Annotated in this window: 20 protein-coding genes; 10 read left to right on the plus strand and 10 right to left on the minus strand. The window is 56.3% G+C overall.

The window, feature by feature from the left end:
* The first annotated feature begins 79 nt into the window (after nt 1-79).
* The 3 genes from GV764_RS20325 to GV764_RS20335 are packed head-to-tail and all read left to right on the plus strand — an operon-like array spanning nt 80 to nt 1,783.
* Nucleotides 80-436 carry an ArsC family reductase gene (locus tag GV764_RS20325; protein WP_161661785.1) on the plus strand — a complete coding sequence of 119 codons (357 nt, stop codon included), beginning with the start codon at nt 80-82 and terminating at the stop codon, nt 434-436.
* A gap of 4 nt (nt 437-440) precedes the next feature.
* On the plus strand, nt 441-1,568 hold the full coding sequence (gene dapE / locus GV764_RS20330; protein ID WP_161661787.1) for a succinyl-diaminopimelate desuccinylase: 1,128 nt from the start codon (nt 441-443) through the stop codon (nt 1,566-1,568).
* A 23-nt stretch (nt 1,569-1,591) separates the two neighbouring features.
* Complete coding sequence (locus GV764_RS20335; protein WP_125294150.1) at nt 1,592-1,783, plus strand: YpfN family protein; 192 nt, start codon at nt 1,592-1,594, stop codon at nt 1,781-1,783.
* Nucleotides 1,784-1,823: 40 nt separating this feature from the next.
* On the opposite strand, the gene ypfH is transcribed toward GV764_RS20335, so the two are convergent.
* The 6 genes from ypfH to dapA form a co-directional block, all read right to left on the minus strand.
* Nucleotides 1,824-2,522 (minus strand): esterase, encoded by a 699-nt coding sequence (ypfH, locus tag GV764_RS20340; RefSeq protein ID WP_161661789.1) that lies wholly within the window; start codon nt 2,520-2,522, stop codon nt 1,824-1,826.
* Between the two features lie 72 nt (nt 2,523-2,594).
* A complete protein-coding gene (locus GV764_RS20345; protein WP_161661791.1) occupies nt 2,595-4,619 on the minus strand; it encodes a GNAT family N-acetyltransferase in 2,025 nt (674 codons plus the stop codon).
* A 26-nt stretch (nt 4,620-4,645) separates the two neighbouring features.
* A complete protein-coding gene (gene ypfJ, locus GV764_RS20350) occupies nt 4,646-5,509 on the minus strand; it encodes a KPN_02809 family neutral zinc metallopeptidase (RefSeq protein ID WP_161661793.1) in 864 nt (287 codons plus the stop codon).
* A 132-nt stretch (nt 5,510-5,641) separates the two neighbouring features.
* A complete protein-coding gene (gene purC / locus GV764_RS20355; protein ID WP_125294146.1) occupies nt 5,642-6,355 on the minus strand; it encodes a phosphoribosylaminoimidazolesuccinocarboxamide synthase in 714 nt (237 codons plus the stop codon).
* A gap of 116 nt (nt 6,356-6,471) precedes the next feature.
* Nucleotides 6,472-7,506, minus strand: coding sequence for an outer membrane protein assembly factor BamC (bamC, locus tag GV764_RS20360; RefSeq protein ID WP_161661794.1), 1,035 nt, complete (start codon nt 7,504-7,506; stop codon nt 6,472-6,474).
* A gap of 16 nt (nt 7,507-7,522) precedes the next feature.
* A complete protein-coding gene (gene dapA, locus GV764_RS20365; RefSeq protein WP_125294144.1) occupies nt 7,523-8,401 on the minus strand; it encodes a 4-hydroxy-tetrahydrodipicolinate synthase in 879 nt (292 codons plus the stop codon).
* 145 nt (nt 8,402-8,546) lie between these two features.
* On the opposite strand from dapA, the gene GV764_RS20370 reads away from it, so the two are divergent.
* Entirely contained in the window at nt 8,547-9,119 is a 573-nt protein-coding gene (locus GV764_RS20370) for a glycine cleavage system transcriptional repressor (RefSeq protein WP_201743287.1), read from the plus strand.
* The gene (bcp, locus tag GV764_RS20375) at nt 9,119-9,589 is read left to right on the plus strand and encodes a thioredoxin-dependent thiol peroxidase (protein WP_161661798.1); all 471 of its coding nucleotides are present in this window, start codon (nt 9,119-9,121) and stop codon (nt 9,587-9,589) included. Before GV764_RS20370 ends, bcp begins: the two co-directional genes overlap by 1 nt.
* A 50-nt stretch (nt 9,590-9,639) precedes the next feature.
* Here bcp and GV764_RS20380 read toward each other — a convergent pair whose 3' ends face one another.
* On the minus strand, nt 9,640-10,707 hold the full coding sequence (locus GV764_RS20380) for an AI-2E family transporter (RefSeq protein ID WP_125294141.1): 1,068 nt from the start codon (nt 10,705-10,707) through the stop codon (nt 9,640-9,642).
* Nucleotides 10,708-10,916: 209 nt separating this feature from the next.
* On the opposite strand from GV764_RS20380, the gene bepA reads away from it, so the two are divergent.
* Together bepA and arsC are read left to right on the plus strand one after the other, a co-directional pair.
* Nucleotides 10,917-12,380 carry a beta-barrel assembly-enhancing protease gene (bepA, locus tag GV764_RS20385; RefSeq protein WP_161661800.1) on the plus strand — a complete coding sequence of 488 codons (1,464 nt, stop codon included), beginning with the start codon at nt 10,917-10,919 and terminating at the stop codon, nt 12,378-12,380.
* Between the two features lie 11 nt (nt 12,381-12,391).
* Entirely contained in the window at nt 12,392-12,748 is a 357-nt protein-coding gene (gene arsC / locus GV764_RS20390; protein WP_161661801.1) for an arsenate reductase (glutaredoxin), read from the plus strand.
* 32 nt (nt 12,749-12,780) lie between these two features.
* On the opposite strand, the gene GV764_RS20395 is transcribed toward arsC, so the two are convergent.
* From GV764_RS20395 to upp, 3 genes are all read right to left on the minus strand, one after another.
* A complete protein-coding gene (locus GV764_RS20395; protein WP_236651919.1) occupies nt 12,781-13,482 on the minus strand; it encodes a DnaA inactivator Hda in 702 nt (233 codons plus the stop codon).
* 97 nt (nt 13,483-13,579) lie between these two features.
* Nucleotides 13,580-14,866 (minus strand): uracil permease, encoded by a 1,287-nt coding sequence (uraA, locus tag GV764_RS20400; protein WP_161661803.1) that lies wholly within the window; start codon nt 14,864-14,866, stop codon nt 13,580-13,582.
* Nucleotides 14,867-14,972: 106 nt separating this feature from the next.
* Nucleotides 14,973-15,599 (minus strand): uracil phosphoribosyltransferase, encoded by a 627-nt coding sequence (gene upp / locus GV764_RS20405; protein WP_002463640.1) that lies wholly within the window; start codon nt 15,597-15,599, stop codon nt 14,973-14,975.
* A gap of 223 nt (nt 15,600-15,822) precedes the next feature.
* Here upp and purM point away from each other — a divergent pair, with 223 nt between their 5' ends.
* The 3 genes from purM to ppk1 all read left to right on the plus strand — a co-directional run bounded on the left by purM (nt 15,823) and on the right by ppk1 (nt 19,785).
* Nucleotides 15,823-16,860: a phosphoribosylformylglycinamidine cyclo-ligase gene (purM, locus tag GV764_RS20410; protein WP_161661805.1), complete on the plus strand. Its 1,038-nt coding sequence runs from the start codon at nt 15,823-15,825 to the stop codon at nt 16,858-16,860.
* Complete coding sequence (purN, locus tag GV764_RS20415; RefSeq protein ID WP_161661807.1) at nt 16,860-17,501, plus strand: phosphoribosylglycinamide formyltransferase; 642 nt, start codon at nt 16,860-16,862, stop codon at nt 17,499-17,501. Before purM ends, purN begins: the two co-directional genes overlap by 1 nt.
* Before the next feature lie 223 nt (nt 17,502-17,724).
* Nucleotides 17,725-19,785 carry a polyphosphate kinase 1 gene (ppk1, locus tag GV764_RS20420; RefSeq protein ID WP_161661809.1) on the plus strand — a complete coding sequence of 687 codons (2,061 nt, stop codon included), beginning with the start codon at nt 17,725-17,727 and terminating at the stop codon, nt 19,783-19,785.
* Nucleotides 19,786-19,787 lie beyond the last annotated feature (2 nt).

Below are 19,787 nucleotides of genomic sequence, written 5' to 3' on the forward strand. Positions count from 1 at the left end.
TTGCAGGACAGGCATTCATTCTATTTAATTATTCTAAAAATTTGATTTAATAAACTCTATTACTACAAAAGGACTCAATATGGTCATTCTGCATGGCATCAAAAACTGCGACACCGTCAAAAAAGCACGACGCTGGTTGGAAAGCCACCAAATCGTTTATCAATTCCACGACTATCGCGTTGATGGGATTAATGCAGAAATGATGCATAAATTTGCCGATGAACTGGGCTGGCAGGCTCTGTTAAATACCCGCGGCACCACCTGGCGCAAGCTGGATGAAGCCCAACGTCACGCCGTAACCGACGCGCCGGGCGCAATTGCCTTGATGATTGAAATGCCTGCAATGATCAAACGCCCATTGCTCTGCGCGCCCGGTAAGCCTATGCTGCTGGGTTTCAATGAAACTCAGTATCAGCAGTATTTCAACGAGGTGTAGTGTTATGTCCTGCCCGGTTATTGAGCTGACACAGCAGCTTATTCGTCGCCCTTCTTTGAGCCCCGATGATGCGGGCTGCCAGGCGTTACTCATCGAACGCTTGCGCGCCATTGGTTTTACCGTCGAATCGATGGATTTTGGCGATACCCAAAACGTCTGGGCGTGGCGCGGTCAGGGCGAAACGCTGGCCTTTGCCGGACATACCGACGTGGTGCCCGCAGGCGATGCCGACCGCTGGATCAATCCGCCGTTTGAACCCACCATTCGCGACGGCATGCTGTTTGGTCGCGGCGCGGCGGATATGAAAGGTTCCCTTGCTGCGATGGTTGTCGCAGCAGAGCGCTTCGTCGCTCAACATCCACACCATAAAGGGCGCCTCGCGTTTCTGATCACTTCCGATGAAGAAGCCAGCGCCAAAAACGGCACCGTTAAGGTCGTGGAAGAATTAATGGCGCGTAACGAGCGGCTGGACTATTGCCTGGTGGGTGAGCCGTCCAGCACCGAGGTGGTGGGCGATGTGGTGAAAAACGGTCGACGCGGTTCGCTAACCTGCAACCTGACCATTCACGGCGTGCAGGGCCATGTAGCCTACCCGCACCTGGCGGATAACCCGGTGCACCGCGCGGCGCCGATGCTGGCGGAGCTGGTCGGCATTGAGTGGGATCGCGGCAACGCTTTCTTCCCGCCCACCAGCATGCAGGTTGCCAATATCAAAGCCGGCACCGGCAGCAATAACGTGATCCCGGGCGATCTGTTCGTGCAGTTTAACTTCCGCTTCAGCACCGAACTGACCGACGAGCTGATTAAACAGCGGGTCATCGAGATCCTCGATCGCCATCAACTGCGTTACAGCGTGGACTGGTGGCTGTCCGGCCAGCCGTTCCTGACGTCGCGCGGCAAACTGGTGGATGCGGTGGTGAATGCGGTTGCACACTATAATGAAATCAAACCCCAACTGTTGACCACAGGCGGCACCTCAGACGGACGGTTTATCGCCCGAATGGGTGCGCAGGTTGTGGAGCTTGGGCCGGTTAACGCCACCATTCATAAAATCAATGAGTGCGTGAACGCCGCCGACCTGCAACTGCTGGCCCGCATGTATCAACGCATTATGGAGCAACTCGTCGCCTGACGAGTCGTTCCGGGAGGAACTACATGGATTTGCTCGCGAAATACTGGTGGGTGCTGGTACTGGTTTTCCTGGTTGGCGTGTTGCTGAACGTCATCAAAGACCTTAAGCGCATCGATCATAAGAAGTTTTTGAACAATCGTCCGGAATTGCCCCCGCATCGTGACTTTAACGATAAATGGGATGATGAAGACGACTGGCCGAAGAAAAAGCCGTAACCGGCCTTAATCAATGAAAAACCCTCTTGCGAGGGTTTTTTTATATCATCTCAATAATATCGTCATCATTTGGCTTACCGCCGCTAAGCGCCTCATCGAAGTAGCGCTTCGGCACGGTATAGCGCAGATGATCCAGCGCCACCTGCATGCTGCGGCCATTAATGGCGTGGCCTAAATCCTCGATAACGTCCAGCGTGACATCGCCGCCCGCCTGGGTCAGCGCCTCTTCAGCCCGCACCGCATGGGAGAGTTCGATGACCCGGTCCTCATCGCCATGGATTAAATGCACCGTGGTCGCGGTGGTGACATGCTCAGGAAGCCGGGCAAAACGGCCATTAAACGCGATAACCCGTGACGCCAGGCCCGGTTGCGCCTTGATGCTCTCCAGCGCCATCATCGCCCCCTGCGAGAAGCCGATCAGTGCCGTCGCGCCCGCATCGACCCCGCTCTGCTGCTGCCAGTAGCGCACGGTTTCGATAAACAGCGGCATGATGTCATCAATGCGCTGCTGACGGTTATCTTCCGTTACGCCCGCCACGGAAAACCATTGACGCCCCGGCGCGGGACCGCTCGGGTGAGGCCCGCCGATGCTGACCACCAGCGCCTCAGGAAACAGCGGCGCGAAATGACGGCCAATTTCACCCATGGAGACCGGATTATCGCCCACGCCATGAAATAACAGCAGCAACTGTTTGGCGGGTGCGGCTGGGCTTTGAACAACAACGTGGTCATGATTCATGGTTATCTCCCTGGTTAGTGGATACAGTCTACGCTCCGGAAAAACGATGACCATGCCATTTCACTGAACAACTCAGTGGAAAAATTGCAATTGCAAAACCTGATTTTTTAACGCGTCGTGTCGGGCACGGTCGAGCTGATATAACGCCTGCGACGCTTCCTGGCGGCAGTGCGCCAGTAACGCCTTCCGCCCGCTCAGACGCAGCGTCCGGCACAGCGATGAAACGGACTGGCGCGCGTCGAGGCGTCCTCGCAGCGCAGGAAGTGACTGCGGGCTGGCAATAACCAGTCGGTTAAGGCTCCCCAGACAGGTTTCCAGCGGGCGATGGGCAAATGCGAATCCGGCAAGTTCACGCCAGTCATCATCATTAAGCGTAGTCGCCATCACGCCTTGTACGGGCAATTTTTCCTCAATCCAGGATTGCAGGAATGGCGCATCCCGCTCAAAGCGCGCCCGCTCCTGACTAACCAGCGCCGCGCCTGCTGGCGTAAGCGGCAGCAGCGCGATGGCGTTGTAACAGCCGCTGCTGGCTTCCCGGTGGCTGCCGATGCGCGCCAGGGTAAAGCCGCATCGCTGCCAGAAGCGCCACAGGGTTTCGGTATAGCCAAAGCTCACCGAGAGATAATCGACGTCCTGCGCATGATGGCGACGCGCCCAGCTGATTAATGCCTGGCCCAGCCCTTCGCGCTGCCGGGCGGGATGCACGGCGATCCGGCTGATCCGCAAGCCTTTTAACGTTGCCGCAAAGGGGTCGCCGCCGTGCGCCGCCAGAGATTGCGCCACCAGATTGCCGCGCGGTCGGCGATAGCCCGCCCACACGGCCTGGCTCAGCGCCGGGCTAAGCCCGCCCTCTTCCAGCAGCCACAGCGCCGCCGCCGTTTTATCCCCTGCCGTTCCGGCGATAATCTGCTGGCCCGGCGCATCCATCATGCGGCGTAAATCAAGGGGGGATGTGCGGTAGTGCGCACCGCATAATAACTGGTATACCGAGGCCATCCCTGAGGGATCCGTTTCCCACTGTTCCTGCCCAAGGGCGCTAAACTGAACGTCTCCCTGTGGGGCGCGAGCAAAGTCCTCGTCCTTAAACAGCAGCAGCGTATCCAGCACCCGTTCAAGGGGATCGTTATCCGCCCAGCGGATCGGGTGCGACAGCGCGAACTGCCGGATGCCAGGCACTCCCGCGCAAAACTTAAGCATAAAACCGCGCCCGGTGCCTTCGTAGCCCTGAACAGTGGTCACCAGCAAAACGCGCGGCCAGGCGGCAATCAGCGCGCTTAACAGCGGGCCAGGAATGGCAGCGGCTTCTTCAATCACCAGCCAGTCGGCCTGCGGAGCCTGTGCGGTGTGGGTCATTTCAAGCAGCGCATCAGGCGCCAGGAAGTGAAATTTATCGGCGGCGTACTCCGCCAGGACATCCGTGGCGGCACGGGACGGCGCGGTGACGATGCAGTTGCCGGTGCAGCCCGCGATCAGCATTCCGGCCAGCGCCGATTTCCCGCGTCCGCGCGGCGCGGTCACCACGGCGACGCCACGCTGCATACTCTGCAAGGCGTGAAGGATGTCTGCCTGCTGGCGCAGCGGCGCGCCATTCGCCGGATGCCAGTCAGGGCGCGGCAATGAAAGCGTAAAGTCAACGGGCTGATGCTGATGCCAGCACACCACTTCGCCATCGTGCGCGAAGACGCGTTGCAGACGGGCAATAAAGTGCGGAGTGGCAAGGGGGGAAGGGCTATCTGCCCAGCGGCGGGAATCGGCATCCGGCTGTTGCGGCCACTGTTCCCACGGTGGCGTCAACAGCACCAGCCAGCTTCCGGCTTTCAGCGTACCGGCGACGACGGCAAGGGCTTCGACATCTAACCCCTGCCTGGCATCAAAGACGGTATGGCCGAATTCACGCCCTAACAGAGTGCGAACGCTGGAGGAAGGAGAATGCAGTTCGAACAGGGGATGTTCGCCTACCCACAGCCAGCGGGCAGGCAATACGCCGGCAAGCTGGAGAACGGTAGCGTTGCTCCACGCGCTCTCACCCGCCAGCACCAGCAAACGTCGAATACCCGCTCGCGCCATTGCGGCGGTGAGAGCAGTCACAGGCTCCATATCGGCTTCCTTGCTCAATGCGCCGGTTACAGTTTATTGCCGAAGGTGTTGCACTGCGCCGGATCGCCGCTGTCGAAGCCGCGCTTGAACCAGGTGTAACGCTGTTCAGACGTGCCGTGGGTGAAGCTGTCCGGAATGACGCGCCCCTGGCTTTGCTGTTGCAGGCGATCGTCGCCAATGGCTTCCGCCGCATTCAGCGCTTCCTGTAAATCCCCGGCTTCCAGCACGCCCTGCTGCTGCATGCTGTGACCCCAGACGCCGGCAAAGCAGTCAGCCTGTAATTCCATTCGCACGGAGAGACGGTTCACTTCCGCTTCTGACGCATTGCGCTGCATTTCTCGCACTTTCGGCTCAATGCCCATCAGCTTCTGCACGTGATGCCCGACTTCGTGGGCAATCACATAGCCCTGCGCGAAGTCGCCTTCCGCTCCCAGCTTGCTGTTCATGTCGTCATAGAAAGAGAGATCGATATACACGGTGCTGTCCGCCGGACAGTAAAACGGCCCCATTACCGATTGCCCGGTGCCGCAACCGGTACGCGTCGCGCCGCGATACATCACCAGCTTAGGTTGCTGATAAGTGCGGCCCTGGCGCTCAAAGATCTGGCCCCAGGTGTCTTCGGTGGTTGCCAGAATGACCGACGTGAACTTCGCCGCTTCATCCTCATTGGGGCTGACAGAACGGCTGGTTTGTTGGGAGACGGGTTGCCCGCCGGTTAATAGCGAGGTGAGATCCACGCCATAGAAACTGGCAATCACCACGATCACCAGCAACACGACGCCGCCTTTACCGCCGGGTAAACGGAAACCGCCGCCGCCCATCATCGGGCCACGGGAGTCGCTACGTCTGTCTTCGATATTGTCGCTGCCGCGACGCCCTTGCCAACGCATGAACCACCTCGAACTTTTATAATAATATTGACTGATCGTAGGCGGTTAACGGGCGGATTTCCATAGGAAAAGGGAGCCAGATCGGCAGGGGCACGTGAATACGTGCCCCGGAAGCGGTAAACGATTGCGCGATCAGTCCAGTTTTACGCCCAGACGACGCGCGACTTCTTCATAAGCTTCAATCAGTCCGCCCAGGCTCTGGCGGAAACGGTCTTTGTCCATTTTGTCCATGGTGTTCTTATCCCACAGGCGGCTGCCGTCCGGAGAGAACTCATCGCCCAGCACCACTTCGCCCTTGAACAGGCCGAACTCCAGTTTGAAATCCACCAGGATCAGACCGGCGTCATCAAACAGCTTTTTCAGCACGTCGTTGGCTTTGTAGGTCAGCTCTTTCATGCGCGCCAGATTTTCTTTATTCACCCAGCCAAAGGTTTCGCAGTAGGACTCGTTAACCATCGGATCGTGCATGGCGTCGTTTTTCAGGAACATATCAAACAGCGGCGGATTCAGTTCAATGCCCTCTTCGATGCCCAGGCGCTTCACCAGCGAGCCGGCCGCACGGTTACGCACCACGCACTCTACCGGCACCATTTCCAGCTTCTTCACCAGACATTCGGTATCCGAGAGCAGCGCTTCCATCTGGGTCGGGATGCCCGCTTCTTCCAGTTTGGTCATAATGAAATGATTGAACTTGTTGTTCACCATGCCCTTACGATCGAACTGTTCGATGCGCGCGCCGTCCCCTGCTGACGTATCGTTACGGAATTCGAGCACCAACAGATCGGGGTTTTCCGTGCTGTAAACGGTTTTCGCTTTGCCGCGATACAACTCAGCTTGCTTTTGCATCTTTATTACTCCAGGTGTGATGATTCAAAGGTTTTACGCAAAAAAATGGCTACTTACGGCGACGCACACGATTGCGTGGCCTTAATAAAAAAGGCCGGAGTGCTCCGGCCCTGCTATTACTTGCTGAACGCGGCCTGGAATACGGCCACCAGCGCATCGTTTTGCGACTGAGTCAGCGTGTGTCCTTTCGGATCGATAAACTGCAGGCTGCTGCGGTTATCCAGGTCGCCGACCTGAAGTTTATAATCACCGCTGCTCAGACCCGGGTCGCGCGCGCCCAGATCCTGCCAGTCACCGTCGGATAATGGCTTGTAGGTCAAGGCGACGCTACCGGTTGACCGGGTCGAATCGGTCACCTTCATGCCCACTTTTTCGAGGGTTGCCGGCAGGCGGGTCCATACCACGTTAAACGGCGCCCGTACCACCAGCATGGGTAAACCGGTGTCATCGGCGGCGCTCTGCACGTCAATCTGGCTGGCGTTACGGTTGTCCGCCGCGTTCTGGTTAGCGGTTTGGGTTTTGTCCAGCGACGAGGCGATGCTGTTGAGCATTTCCGCGCTATAGCGCTGGAGCGACGCCGAGTCGGCGACAGGCTTACCGTCCTGCTCCAGATTAATCAGTTTCACTACCAGCGCCTGCTGATAGCCCTGCGGCTGAACGGTGATCTGGTAACGACCGCGATACTGCTGATCTTCATCCGCGCGGTTCCACTGTACCCAGTCGGTGCTGAGGGTTTGAGCCGCGTCATCGCGTTTAGCGATCGAATAGTTATGAGACTGAACGGCGCTTACTACCTGCGGCCAGAGCGAACCGCTGCGGCCGCTTTCCAGCAACAGCGTGGCGGTATCACCGGTGAACTGCGTGCGTGCGCCGGTCACCAGCGCCAGCGGCTGTGCTGGCGGACGAATATCCAGTTCTTTACCGACCTGACCGCTACCGTTGGTCACAGGAATGTTATAGTCGCCGTTTTCAACCGGCAGAATTAACCCCGCCGGGGCATGAAGTTCCGCCAGCGGCGCGGCATCCAGATAAGACTCATCCCCGCTCACCTGGCGCTTGTAGCGCGAATCGGAACTACAGGCGGCGAGCAGCATCACCAGTGATACGGTTGCTACTTTCGCCACACGCGACTTCTGTACTGAGTAAGCCATCAAATCTCCCTAAACTTTACAGCAGACCAGCATGCTTAAGCGCGCCTGCAACCTCGTCACGACCATGGTCGGTGATCGGGGTCATCGGCAAGCGTAACGTATCGGTCGCCACAAGTCCCAACGCCTTACATGCCCATTTAGCCGGGATCGGGTTGGGTTCAACAAACAGTTTATGATGCAGCGGCATCAAACGCTGGTTAATCACGCGAGCTTCACGGTACTGGCCGGCTGCGGCAAGTTTGCACATGTCAGCCATGTCGCGCGCGGCAACGTTCGCGGTAACGGAAATCACCCCGTGGCCGCCCAGCTGCATAAAGTCCAGCGCGCTGGCGTCATCGCCGCTCACCAGAATGAAGTCGTCTGAAACCAGCTCTTTGATCTGGTGAACCCGCGTTAAGTTCCCTGTCGCTTCTTTAATACCGACAATATTTTTAACTTTCGAGAGTCTGCCTACCGTTTCCGGCAGCATGTCGCATCCGGTACGGGACGGCACATTATACAGGATTTGCGGCAGATCGGTGTTTTCAGCGATGGCTTTGAAATGCTGGAACAGACCTTCCTGAGTAGGACGGTTGTAGTATGGCGTCACGGTCAGACAGCCGACAATGCCGCTGTCGTTGAAACGCTGCGTCAGGCTAATCGCCTCTGAGGTCGCGTTTGCACCCGTTCCGGCGATCACCGGAATACGGCCATCGGCCAGTTCCAGCGTCATCATTACCACGTCGCCATGCTCATCATGGCTGAGGGTTGCGGACTCGCCGGTCGTCCCTACAGAAACAATCGCCGAGGTTCCGCTGGCGACATGGTAATCAATCAGTTTTTTCAGGCTCGACCGACAGACATTACCTTTGAGATCCATCGGTGTAATCAGCGCGACAATACTTCCCGTGAACATGGGCCATCCTCTGTGCAAACAAGAAACTCAATGGTACGTTTGCTGCCATTATAAAAGCAAGCGCACAAGGGCGTTCAGGTTGTTGTATGGCGGTTTTTTTTATGGTTTCCTTATAATTATTCACAGAGGCACAGGAAGAATCCGTTTGGCACTCTCATCACAACACTATCTTGTTATTACCGCGCTGGGCGCAGACCGCTCCGGTATCGTGAATACCATTACCCGCCACGTCAGCAGTTGCGGCTGTAATATCGAAGACAGCCGGCTGGCGATGCTGGGCGACGAATTCACGTTTATCATGCTGCTTTCCGGGAGCTGGAACGCGATCACGCTGATTGAATCCACGCTGCCGCTTAAAGGCGCGGAGCTTGATTTACTGATTGTGATGAAGCGCACCACCGCTCGCCCGCGTCCGGCGATGCCCGCCACGGTGTGGGTGCAGGTGGAAGTGGAAGACTCCCCGCATCTGATTGAGCGATTCACCGCGCTGCTTGATGCGCATAATCTTAATATCGCCGAACTGGTGTCGCGCACCCAACCTGCCGATAACGGCAAAAGCGCCCAGTTGTATATTCAAATGACCGCCCACAGCCCCGCGCTGGATAATGCGACAATAATCGAGCAAGCGTTCAAAGCTCTCTGTACAGAACTGAATGCGCAAGGCAGTATTAACGTCGTTAACTATCAACAGCAAGATGAACAGGACGGAGTGTCGTAATGAACCCACTGAAAGCCGGAGAGAACGCACCAAAATTTAGCTTGCCCGATCAGGACGGTGAACAAGTAAATTTGACCGACTTCCAGGGACAGCGTGTTCTGGTTTATTTTTACCCGAAGGCCATGACGCCTGGTTGTACCGTGCAGGCCTGCGGACTGCGTGACAACATGGACGATTTGAAAAAAGCCGGTGTTGAAGTGTTAGGGATCAGCACCGATAAACCGGAAAAACTGTCGCGCTTCGCGGAAAAAGAGTTACTTAACTTCACCCTGCTTTCCGATGAAGATCACCATGTCTGCGAACAGTTTGGCGTCTGGGGCGAAAAATCCTTTATGGGAAAAACCTATGACGGCATTCACCGCATCAGTTTCTTGCTCGACGGCAACGGCGTGGTTGAACACGTGTTTGACGATTTCAAAACCAGCAACCACCACGATGTGATCCTGGCCTGGCTGAACGAAAACCGTTAATCCGCTCTGGATGTAAAAAAGCCGACGCGAGGTCGGCTTTTTTGTGCGCGTTACGGGTTCTCTTCCACCGATAGCCCGTCTGGCCAGGCATGAACCACAGCCTTAATCAGCGTCGCCAGCGGGATGGCGAAGAATACGCCCCAGAATCCCCATAGCCCGCCGAAAATCACCACCGAGAGAATAATCACCAGCGGATGCAGGTTCACCGCTTCCGAGAACAGTACCGGCACCAGCAGATTGCCGTCCAGCGCCTGAATAATCAGATACACGGCAAAACAGCTCCAGAACTCGGTGCCCAGCCCAAACTGAAACAGCGCCACGCAGACGACCGGGATGGTCACTACAAACGCGCCGATGTAGGGGATAAGTACCGACAGCCCCACCAGCACCGCCAGCAGCAGCGAATAATTGAGCCCAAAAATGCGAAAGCCAATCCAGGTCGCGACGCCGACCACCACCATTTCCAGCACTTTGCCGCGAATATAGTTGGTGATCTGCTGGTTCATTTCGGTCCATACCTGGCCCGCCAGCCCGCGATTGCGCGGTAATATCCGGCGCACCGCATTCAGCATCTGCTCTTTGTCTTTCACCAGGAAAAACACCATCAGCGGCACCAGGATCAGATAAATAGCGAGGGTTAATAATCCTACCAGCGAGGCCAGCGAGAATTTCACCACCGAATCCCCCACCACGGTCATGCGGGCGCGCATATTCTCCGCCATGGCGTCGATAATCCCCGCATCCATCAGGGCCGGGTAGCGTTTGGGTAAAGTGGCGGCAAAATCCGACAGCTTGTTAAGCATCCCCGGCATATCGCGGATCAGGTAGATACCCTGCTGCCAGGCCACCGGGATCACCACAAACGCCATCACCAGCACGATGCCGATAAACAGCACCAGAACCAGCGTCGCTGCCAGGGTGCGCGAACAGCCGATACGCTCAAGGCGCACCGTGGGCCACTCCAGCAAAAACGCCAGTACAATGGCTACCAGCAACGGGGCTAACAGGCTATGAAAAAAGAACAGGATGCAGAAACCTGCAACCAGAATGACCAGCAGCGCTATCGCTTCCGGGTCGGAAAACCGGCGGCGATACCACTGCATTAACATATCGAGCATTTTTCTTTCCCTGAGATACCAGCTAAAGCGCTATCCGGATTGTATCTAAACGAAACAAAAAAAGAGCCCATTTTTTCTGGCCGCCTCAAGACAATCGCCTTCAGGCTCACTAAGATATCTTTTTCTCGTTCAGCCGGCCTTTTGTTCTGCAATGAACAAAGCGGCGGCGCGCGGGTCAAAAGGTGATCCCAGACAGACAGGACGTGGTTATGTTCAGGCAGTTGAAAAAGACACTGATTGCAACGCTCATTACCGCCATGATGGCAGGCCAGACGCTTCCCGCCTTTGCGCAAAGCGCCAGTGAACTTCCCGATATGGGCACGTCGGCGGGCAGCACCCTTTCCATTGGTCAGGAAATGCAGATGGGCGATTACTATGTTCGCCAGCTGCGCGGCAGCGCACCGCTGATCAACGACCCCCTGCTGGTACAGTACATTAATGGTCTGGGGATGCGGCTGGTCGCTCACGCGGATTCGGTGCGCACGCCGTTTCATTTCTTTTTGATCAATAACGACGAAATCAACGCCTTCGCCTTCTTCGGCGGCAACGTGGTGCTGCACACCGCGCTATTCCGCTACGCCGATAATGAAAGCCAGCTGGCTTCGGTGATGGCGCACGAAATTTCTCACGTTACCCAGCGCCATCTGGCTCGCGCGATGGAAGATCAAAAGCGCAATGCCCCGCTTACCTGGGTGGGCGCGCTGGGGTCGATTCTGCTTGCTATGGCCAGCCCGCAGGCCGGTATGGCGGCGCTGACTGGCACGCTGGCCGGCACCCAGCAGGGTATGATCAGTTTTACCCAGCAAAACGAGCAGGAAGCTGATCGTATTGGCATTCAGGTGCTCCAGCGTTCCGGCTTCGACCCGCAGGCGATGCCCACGTTCTTGGAAAAACTGCTCGACCAGGCGCGCTATTCGTCGCGTCCGCCGGAAATCCTGCTGACGCACCCGCTGCCGGAAAGCCGTCTTTCCGATGCCCGCAACCGCGCTAATCAGATGCGCCCGGTCGTGGCGCAATCATCGGAAGATTTCTATATGGCGAAAGCGCGCACGCTGGGGATGTACAACTCCGGGCGCAACCAGCTGACCAGCGATATTCTTGACGCATGGGCGAAGGGGAATATTCGTGAACAGCACGCTGCCGCGTACGGAAAGGCTTTGCAAGCGATGGTGGGTAAAAACTTCGCCGAAGCCCGTACCTTGTTGCAGCCGCTGATCGCCGCCCAGCCCGGCAATCCCTGGTATCTCGACCTGGCTACCGATATCGACCTGGGGCTGAGCAGGGCCAGCGACGCGGTTAATCGCCTGAAAAACGCGCCGGATCTGAAAAATAACCCGGTGCTGCAACTCAACCTGGCGAACGCCTACCTTGAAGCGAAACAGCCCGGCGAATCGGTAAAAATCCTTAACCGCTATACCTTCTCCCATCCGGATGATTCCAACGGTTGGGACCTGTTGGCACAGGCGCAGGCCGCGCTCGGCAACCGCGATCAGGAACTGGCGGCGCGCGCGGAAGTGATGGCGTTGCTGGGCAGACTCGATCAGTCTATTTCGCTGTTAAGCAGCGCCAGCTCCCAGGTGAAAGTCGGCAGCCTGCAACAGGCGCGCTACGATGCGCGTATTGACCAGTTGCGCCAGCTGCAAATGCGATTCCGCCCTTATGAGAAAATGTAAAAGGAGAAAGAATGTCTCGTGCGGTCACGATTTACCATAACCCGCGCTGCTCCAAAAGCCGCGAAACGCTGAATTTACTGAAAGAAAACGGCGTCGAGCCGGAAGTGGTGCTGTATCTGGAGACGCCGCCGGACGCGGCCACCCTCAAACAATTGCTCAAACAGCTGGGTTACAGCAGCGCGCGCCACTTGATGCGCCAGAAAGAAGAGATTTATAGCCAGTTAAAGCTCGGCGATCCGGCGCTGACGGAAGAGCAGCTCATCGCCGCGATGGTAGAAAACCCGAAACTGATTGAGCGCCCGATTGTCGTGACCGGGGACAACGCCCGTATTGGCCGCCCGCCGGCCTCGGTGCTGGCGATCCTGTAATACGCCTTAACCGCAGGCGCATCAGCCTGCGGTTATAGTCCGAGAATATCTTTCACGAATGGAATAGTCAGCTTGCGCTGCGCGGTAATCGAGGCGCGATCCAGCTGATCGAGCGTCATAAACAGCGTGCGCATCTCCCGGTCCAGCCGCTTGAGTAAAAAACGCCCTACGTCTTCCGGCAGTTCAAACCCGCGCTGGCGCGCCCGCAGCTGTAACGCCTGTAATTTGTCATCATCCGACAGCGGCTGAAGCTTATAGATTTGCCCCCAGTCGAGGCGGGAGGCTAAATCAGCAAGCTGAAGATTAAGCTGGCGCGGCGGCCGGTCGCCGGTGATCAGCAAACGGGTTTTACCGGATTCGAGAATGCGGTTATAGAGATTAAAAATCGCCATTTCCCACAGTTCATCCCCCGCGATGCATTCAATATTGTCGATGCACACCAGCGATAATTGTTCCATACCATCAAGCACTTCCGGGACAAACCAGGTGCGTTTATCGAGCGGAACATAGCCCACCGCATCGCCGCGCGCCGAGAGTTCGGCGCAGGCCGCATGCAGCAGATGGCTGCGCCCTGCCCCTTCGCGAGACCAGAAGTAGATATAACCGCTGTGCTCCTGACGCAACACATTTTGCAGCGCGGCTAATAAAGAAGGATTATCACCCGGCCAGAAACTTGCGAAAGTTTCATCATCGGGTAAATAGAGTGGCAAAGAGAGCTGTGCCGGTGTGTTCAGAGAGACCTCAACCAGTGCCTGAGTAAAATCGCGTTGAGTTTATCACAGAAACGGCAGCGTAATGAACCGGGCGGCAGATCCGCCCGGTTTGCTACGATCAGGAGGCTTTTTCCTGATCTTCCGCGTCCAGCACCACTTCTTCCGGGCGCAGTACGCTGATCAGTTTGAAAATCAGGCTCAGCAGCACGCCGACAATGGTCGCCAGCGCCATGCCTTTCAGCTCCGCTGCGCCGATGTGTACTTTCGCACCGCTGACGCCGATGATCAGGATCACTGAGGTCAGGATCAGGTTTTGCGCTTTGCTGTAATCCACTTTGGAGTCGATCAGTACGCGAATACCGGACGCGCCGATCACCCCGTACAGCAGCAGCGACACGCCGCCCATCACCGGAACCGGGATAATCTGGATTGCCGCCGCCAGTTTACCGACGCAGGAGAGCAGGATCGCGATAATCGCCGCGCCGCCGATAACCCAGGTACTGTATACGCGGGTAATCGCCATCACGCCGATGTTTTCACCGTAAGTCGTGTTCGGCGTGGAGCCGAAGAAACCGGAAATCATGGTGGAGAAACCGTTGGCGAACATTGAACGGTGCAGGCCCGGATCGCGAATCAGGTCTTTCTTCACGATATTAGCCGTCACCACCAGGTGGCCGACGTGTTCGGCAATCACCACCAGCGCCGCAGGCAGAATAGTGAAAATAGCGAACCACTCGAAGCGCGGGGTGTAAAAGGTCGGCAGCGCGAACCAGTGCGCGTCTTTAATCGGCGTCACGTCCACCACGCCCATCACGAAGGAGAGCGCGTAGCCCGCCAGTACGCCAATCAGGATCGGGATAATCGCCAGGAAACCGCGAAATAGCACCGAACCAAACACCGTCACGCCCAGGGTTACCAGCGAAATGATAATAGTGGTGGAATCCGGCATCTGCCCTTCTGCGGGTAACAGGCCAGCCATATTCGCCGCCACGCCCGCCAGCTCCAGACCGATAACCGCGACAATCGCGCCCATCGCCGCCGGCGGGAACATCACGTCCAGCCAGCCGGTGCCGGCTTTTTTGACAATCAATGCCACCAGGCAGAACAGCGCGCCGCAGACGATAAATCCGCCCAGCGCCAGTTCATAACCCAGCGGCAGCAGTAACAACACTGGAGAGATAAACGCAAAGCTCGACCCAAGATAGGCCGGGATTTTGCCCTTACAGATAAACAGATACAGCAGGGTCCCGATGCCGTTGAACAGCAGCACGGTGGCCGGGTTGATATGAAACAGGATTGGCACCAGCACGGTTGCGCCAAACATGGCGAACAAGTGCTGCAAACTAAGCGGGATGGTTTGAAGCAGCGGTGGTCTTTCGCTTACCCCGATAGCACGGCGCGTCATAGTGTTTTCCTCTGAGTGTTGTTTTAGCGTTTTATGTAATAAGGTTTGGTGATGAACAATCCAAAAAAAAGCCGACTATTAAAGTCGGCTTTTTTCGTTAATGCATTTATTTAGTACCAAAAATCTTGTCGCCGGCATCGCCGAGGCCCGGAATAATGTATCCGTGCTCGTTCAATCCCTGGTCAATGGAAGCGGTATACAGCTCCACGTCCGGGTGCGCTTTCTCCAGCGCAGCGATACCTTCCGGCGCGGCGACCAGCACCAGCACTTTAATGCTGTGACAGCCGGCATTTTTCAGCAGGTCGATGGTTGCGATCATCGAGCCACCGGTCGCCAGCATCGGATCAACCACCAGCGCCATACGCTCGTCGATGTTGGAAACCAGCTTCTGGAAGTAAGGAACCGGCTCCAGCGTCTCTTCGTTACGGTAGATGCCTACCACGCTGATACGCGCGCTCGGTACGTGCTCCAGCACGCCTTCCATCATGCCCAGACCGGCACGCAGGATCGGCACCACGGTAATTTTTTTGCCTTTGATTTGTTCGACCTGGACCGGGCCGTTCCAGCCTTCGATGGTCACTTTTTCGGTTTCGAGGTCGGACGTCGCTTCATAGGTCAGCAGGCTGCCCACTTCCGAGGCCAGTTCACGAAAGCGCTTGGTGCTAATATCATTTTCACGCATCAGCCCGAGCTTGTGTTTGACGAGTGGGTGTTTCACTTCCACGATCTTCATACTCTTTCTCCCCAGAAAGGTGGCAGCCACAAAAAAAATCGCCGGATTATACCGCTTTTTCGCCGCTGCGCCATATCTAATGGTCATGATCGGGATCAACTGAACGGGAATCAGTCTACGCCATAAGATTTTAAATGCACTAAATAAGAGGCTCGCAAACGTTTGCCTGCACTGTTAGAATTGCCGCGTTTTCTTACTACCGCAACCGCGTGGGGATTGTGCAGTGACCGATAAAACCTCTCTCAGCTATAAAGATGCCGGTGTTGATATTGATGCAGGCAATGCTCTGGTCGACCGTATTAAAGGCGTCGTGAAAAAAACTCGCCGCCCGGAAGTGATGGGTGGACTGGGCGGATTCGGCGCATTGTGCGCGCTGCCGCAGAAATATCGCGAGCCGGTTCTGGTATCGGGCACCGACGGCGTCGGCACCAAGCTTCGTCTGGCGATGGATTTAAAACGTCACGACACTATCGGCATCGATCTGGTCGCCATGTGCGTTAACGATCTGGTGGTCCAGGGCGCAGAGCCGCTGTTCTTCCTCGACTACTACGCCACCGGCAAACTGGATGTGGACACCGCAGCCAGCGTCATTAGCGGTATCGCCGAAGGTTGTTTGCAGTCCGGCTGCGCGCTGGTCGGCGGCGAAACGGCGGAAATGCCGGGCATGTACCACGGCGAAGACTATGACGTTGCGGGTTTCTGCGTGGGCGTGGTCGAGAAGTCAGAGATTATCGATGGTTCTAAAGTCGCCGACGGCGACGTGCTGATTGCCCTGGCCTCCAGCGGCCCGCACTCTAACGGCTATTCGCTGGTGCGCAAAATCGTTGAAGTCAGCGGTTGCGACCCGCTGACCACCCAACTGGAAGACAAACCGCTGGCGGATCACCTGCTGGCGCCGACCCGCATTTACGTGAAAGCCATACTTGAGCTGATCGAGCAGGTTGATGTCCATGCCATTGCCCACCTGACCGGCGGCGGCTTCTGGGAAAACATCCCGCGCGTTCTGCCGGACAATACTCAGGCCGTGATCGACGAGTCCTCCTGGCAGTGGCCCGCGGTATTCGACTGGATGCAGAACGCGGGCAACGTCAGCAAACACGAGATGTATCGCACCTTCAACTGCGGCGTTGGAATGGTGATTGCCCTGCCTGCGAGCGAGTCCGAAAAAGCGATTTCTTTACTCAATGCGCGTGGCGAAAAGGCGTGGAAAATCGGTATCATCAAGGCTTCTGATTCCGAACAACGCGTGGTTATTGAGTAATGAAACACATTGTGGTGCTGATTTCCGGCAACGGAAGCAACCTGCAGGCCATTATCGACGCCTGCCAACAGAAGAAAATCAACGGCACCATTAGCGCGGTATTCAGCAATAAGGCCGACGCGTTCGGCCTTGAACGCGCCAGGGAGGCGGGTATCCCCGCCCATGCGCTGACGGCGGACCAGTTCGCCAGCCGCGAAGCGTTCGACCGTAAGTTAATGCTGGAAATCGATGCCTACGCCCCGGATCTGGTGGTACTGGCAGGCTATATGCGCATTCTGAGCCCGGCGTTCGTGGCGCACTATCGCGGACGGCTGATCAACATCCACCCTTCCCTGTTGCCGAAATATCCCGGCCTGCATACGCATCGTCAGGTGCTGGAAAACGGCGACGAAGAGCACGGCACGTCGGTGCATTTTGTGACCGATGAGCTGGACGGCGGACCGGTGATTTTACAGGCGACCGTGCCGGTGTTCGCAGGCGATGATGAAGATGACGTGACGGCACGGGTGCAGGCCCAGGAGCACGCCATTTATCCGCTGGTGGTCAGCTGGTTTATGGAAGGCCGCCTGACCATGCACGGCAACGCGGCCTGGCTGGACGGCAAAGCGCTGCCTGCTCAGGGCTATGCGTCCGACGAGTAAAAACTGAACGCGCTCAGAAACAGCAGGCCTGGTGAATACCGGGCCTGTTTTGTTTTTGGGTGATGACGAATAAATGAAGCAGAAAAAACCACTTAGCGCCGCCGCGCTCACGTAGCTGTCATACTTTTGTGGCATCGTTGGACATCGCGGGTCTTAGCTCGCCATAATAGTATCGAGACGGATTTTCCACGTCCCGAGTGAGATAACCGGAGTGTCAGTAGTCATGGGTCAGGAAAAACTTTACATCGAGAAAGAGCTCAGTTGGTTGTCATTCAACGAGCGTGTGCTGCAGGAAGCTGCGGATAAAAGCAACCCGCTGATTGAGCGGATGCGTTTTCTGGGGATCTATTCCAATAATCTTGATGAGTTTTATAAGGTTCGCTTCGCTGAACTGAAGCGCCGCATTTTGATTAGCGAAGAACAGGGCATCACTTCCCATTCGCGTCATTTGCTGGGCAAGATCCAGTCGCGCGTTCTTAAAGCCGATCAGGAATTTGATGGGCTGTATAACGATCTGCTGCTGGAAATGGCGCGTAACCAGATATTCCTGATCAACGAACGTCAACTTTCGCAAAATCAGCAGGGCTGGCTGCGCCACTACTTCAAACACTATTTGCGCCAGCACATCACCCCGATATTGCTGTATCGCGATACCGACCTGGTGCAGTTTTTAAAAGACGATTACACCTATCTGGCGGTCGAGATCATTCGCGGCGAGGAAATACGCTATGCGCTGCTGGAAATCCCGTCGGATAAAGTGCCGCGCTTCGTGAACCTGCCGCCGGAAACGCCGCGCCGCCGCAAGCCGATGATCCTGTTGGATAACATTCTGCGTTTCTGCCTGGACGATATTTTTAAAGGCTTCTTCGATTACGATGCGCTTAATGCTTATTCAATGAAGATGACCCGCGACGCCGAATACGACCTGGTGCATGAGATGGAGTCCAGCCTGCTGGAACTGATGTCTTCCAGCCTGAAACAGCGTCTGACGGCAGAGCCGGTGCGCTTTGTGTACCAGCGTGATATGCCCGACGCCATGGTGGAAATGCTGCGCCAGAAGTTATCGATTTCCCGCTATGACTCTATTGTGCCCGGCGGCCGCTATCACAACTTCAAAGATTTCATTAGCTTTCCGAACGTGGGCAAAGCCAATCTGGTGAACAAACCGCTGCCGCGCCTGCGCCATATCTGGTTTGATAAGTTCCGCAACGGCTTCGACGCCATTCGCGAGCGCGACGTGCTGCTTTACTACCCGTATCACACTTTTGAGCACGTGCTGGAACTGCTGCGCCAGGCGTCGTTCGACCCCAGCGTGCTGGCGATAAAAATCAATATTTATCGCGTGGCCAAAGATTCGCGCATTATCGACGCGATGATCCATGCGGCGCACAACGGCAAAAAAGTGACCGTGGTGGTTGAGCTACAGGCGCGTTTCGATGAAGAAGCCAATATCCACTGGGCGAAACGCCTGACCGAAGCGGGCGTACATGTTATCTTCTCCGCGCCGGGGCTGAAAATTCATGCCAAATTGTTCCTCATTTCCCGTAAAGAGGGCGAGGATGTGGTGCGTTACGCTCATATCGGCACCGGCAACTTTAACGAGAAAACAGCCCGGCTTTACACCGATTATTCGTTACTCACCGCCGATGCGCGCATCACGAATGAAGTACGCCGGGTATTTAACTTTATTGAAAACCCGTATCGTCCGGTTACCTTCGATTATCTGCTGGTGTCGCCGCAAAACTCGCGCCGCCTGCTGTATGAAATGATCGACAAAGAGATTGCCAACGCCCAGAGCGGTCTGCCCTCCGGTATCACCCTTAAGCTTAACAACCTGGTCGATAAGGGCCTGGTGGACCGCCTGTATGCGGCGTCCAGCTCCGGCGTGCCGGTAAACCTGCTGATCCGCGGCATGTGTTCGCTGATACCGCAGCTGGAAGGCATCAGCGACAACGTTAAAGTCATCAGCATCGTTGACCGTTTCCTGGAGCATGACCGGGTTTACGTGTTTGAAAACGGCGGCGATAAAAAGGTCTTCCTCTCTTCCGCCGACTGGATGACCCGTAATATCGATTACCGTATCGAGGTGGCGGCGCCGCTGCTCGACCCTCGGCTGAAACAGCGCATTCTCGATATCCTTGATTTGCTGTTCAACGATACGGTAAAAGCACGCTACATCGACAAAGAACTGAGTAACCGCTATGTTCCGCGCGGCAACCGCCGTAAACTGCGCGGCCAGCTAGCGATTTACGAATACATCAAATCACTCGAACAGCCAGAATAATC

This window comes from Atlantibacter hermannii (assembly GCF_009907385.1).
In the GTDB taxonomy this organism is placed as follows: domain Bacteria; phylum Pseudomonadota; class Gammaproteobacteria; order Enterobacterales; family Enterobacteriaceae; genus Atlantibacter; species Atlantibacter hermannii_A.